This is a genomic window from Mesorhizobium sp. M7A.F.Ca.US.006.04.2.1 (genome assembly GCF_004022915.1).
In the GTDB taxonomy this organism is placed as follows: domain Bacteria; phylum Pseudomonadota; class Alphaproteobacteria; order Rhizobiales; family Rhizobiaceae; genus Mesorhizobium; species Mesorhizobium ciceri.
The window spans coordinates 1-2,541 of the sequence record NZ_RZQA01000879.1 but is presented as its reverse complement, the minus strand read 5'-3'; the positions used below and the strand labels follow the sequence as shown (position 1 = coordinate 2,541).

The following is a 2,541-nucleotide window of genomic DNA, read 5'->3' as shown; positions in this document are numbered from 1 at the left end:
TCGAGGCGTTCGGCGATGGCGTGGGCGTCGCGTACCGGATTGGTCAGCGCCGGCGCATGCTCATATTGGGAGTTGCCAAGGACCAACGCAACACGGCGTTCAGCACTGGCGGCCGACAAAGTCAAAAGCAGTGCCAGCGCTACAAGCGCAATGGCGCCCACAAGTCCACCGCAATGGCCGATACGATCAAAACCCACCCGGGACAACAGGGCGTCCCTCAGTTGACGAGCTTAGTGGCGGAAAACTCGATCCGCCGATTGAGCGCCTTGTTCTTCGGCGTGTCGTTGTCGGCAACCGGGCGCTCCTCGCCATAGCCAGTCGCCGCGATCTGGGTGCGCGGAATGCCAGCGGCAACTATGGCGTCGGCAACCGCCTGGGCCCTTCGCTCCGACAGGCGCTTGTTCTCGATGGGCGACCCGTCGGAATCGGTGTGTCCAGAAACCTCGACCTTCAGGCCCGGGCACTTGCCCACGACGCCGACGACCTCAGCAAGCAGCGGCCGGCTTTGGCTATCGAGCCGCGCGCTCGCCGTTCTAAAGTAGATGGCTCCGGTGCGCGACAGCACCGCGAACCTGTTGAGGCACTCCTCGTCGCTGAAGCTGGTCTTCGCCGCATCGGTGGTGACAGGCCCGACATCGGCAGTGCTCGCCGCAACCGGTTGGACAACAGCCGGCTTGCTGCCGTCAGCGACGAAAACGAAATCGAATGAAACCGATGCCGTGGGAACAATATTGGTCACGTTGGCCGCCTGCTGGAGTTTATCCACGTTCGGCAGCAATCCGAAGTCTTCCACATGCACGGCGACAGGAGCCTCCGAAGCGACCGACACCATGGTGTCGCTGATCATGGTGACCACGATGTTGGCTTGAAGATCCTTGTCGACCCCGTGCAGGCTGAGACGGAACGGAAGAACCGCCTTCACACGTCGCTTGGTCGCCAGGTCGGCAAATGCGGCGGGATCTACCTTCGCGGTCAGTTCGGCGGAGGGAAACTTGAATGTCTCGAAGAAAAGGAACCGCATGCGGACGTTGCGAAGGTCAACCCCTGTATCGACCGAATTGAGGTCGAAGGTGACTTTCGCATCACCCGCCGAGGTGAGGCTACCGGAAATATTCCTGATCTTGTTGGTTTCGACGATCGTGTTCTTCTTGACCGATTGGTAGGTCAGGACCGAAGCGGTCGAGTCCAGCGTCCAGTTCGTCTCTGCCTTCGCAGTTCCCAGTCCGGGCCAAATCAACACCAACAACGCAACGACCAAGCCAAGCGCGTTTATAACGAGCCAGCCTCTTGCCCGTGTTTTCCACCAGACTCCCACGACTTCGAACATGGAACCCCTGCCTAGAGCAGTTCACGATTTCTCAGCGAGGAGCATAGAACACTTGCTGTCGCTTGGCGAGCATCTCGCGTGGTGCGGTGCACCACTCCCGAGCGATGCAAATCTCGGGTTCATCGTCTTGGTTAGAAGGCGATCTTCAGTCCGAGCTTGGCGCCGATGGTGGAACTGTCCGATGACACCTTGCCGCGAACTTCGCCGTTGACGGTGGTCGCGGCCGACATCTTCAGGTTGAAGCCGGTCGACAGCGCGGCGGAAAAATCGGCATCGTTGAAGTCGATCTCCCTGGTGTCGATTTCGGTGGTGTTCTTGTAGCCGAAACGCTGCTGCAATTCGCCTCGCGCATAGGGGCTGATCACCATTCCGTTGCTTAGCGTGTAGTCGCCATAGATGCCGGGCTCGAGCTTGATCGCGCCAAAAGAAAGCTTGCTCTTGCCGAACTCGTTGCCGCCGCTGTCTTTATAGGGATCGCCACGGAAGGAAACGCCAAGCAGGCCGCCACGCAGATCGAAGCGGGTGCGCTCGCCCAGCTTGAAGATATGGCCGACCGATGCCGTCACTGCATAGCCCTTGGTATCATAGCTGCCGGTGGTGCCGAGCACGCCGTTCGTCACGTCGCTTCCACCGATGAAGCCGGAGGCCGAGACGAGCGCGTAATTGTAGTCCTTGCGAAACAGCGCGTAGCCGCCGAACAGGCCGGCCTTGTTGGTACCTTCGCCGATGGCATCAAATCCCCGAAACGCGCCGAGGTTGACGTCGGTCGAGGCGTAGCCGGCGAAAACGCCGATGTTCAGGCCGTACTCATTGTCGAACTGGAAGTGTTTGGCGGCATTGAAATCCAGGCTGATGGCAGCCGAAAAATCATTGGCATCGAAGCTCGGGCCGGAGCCGTTCAAGCCGCCGCCGCTGATGTTGTAGCCGTCATGCTCGGTATGGGCGAACTGGCCTGAAGCAAAGACCCCGAAACTTTCCGAAACCGGCACCATTCCAGAACCGGATGCGGGCGAGAGATGCAGGTCAGCATCGAGCGCGTCGCGGTTTATGCCGTAGAGAGCCTCGATTGCCACCGCGACCGCGCCGGCGTTGGTGGCACTGGTCGGCGCCGCCGCAATGCCAAAATTGACTGGCGTGGCACGCAGGAACACGCTGCCATTCGGGCCTGTGACGATCGCATAGGTGAAAAGCGAACCCGGTGTGCCGGGCACGCC

General features: G+C 60.3%; 3 protein-coding genes. All 3 read right to left on the bottom strand.

Annotated elements, in window-relative coordinates:
• Window positions 1-197, bottom strand: a 197-nt coding sequence (locus tag EN925_RS40280) for a caspase family protein (protein ID WP_348630374.1), incomplete at its 3' end; no start/stop codon positions are given.
• A gap of 20 nt (window positions 198-217) precedes the next feature.
• Window positions 218-1,240, bottom strand: a complete 1,023-nt coding sequence (locus EN925_RS31535) for an OmpA family protein (protein WP_245467703.1) — start codon at window positions 1,238-1,240, stop codon at window positions 218-220.
• A gap of 218 nt (window positions 1,241-1,458) precedes the next feature.
• Window positions 1,459-2,541: autotransporter outer membrane beta-barrel domain-containing protein (locus EN925_RS31530; RefSeq protein ID WP_128337195.1), on the bottom strand; the 1,083-nt coding region annotated here is incomplete at its 5' end.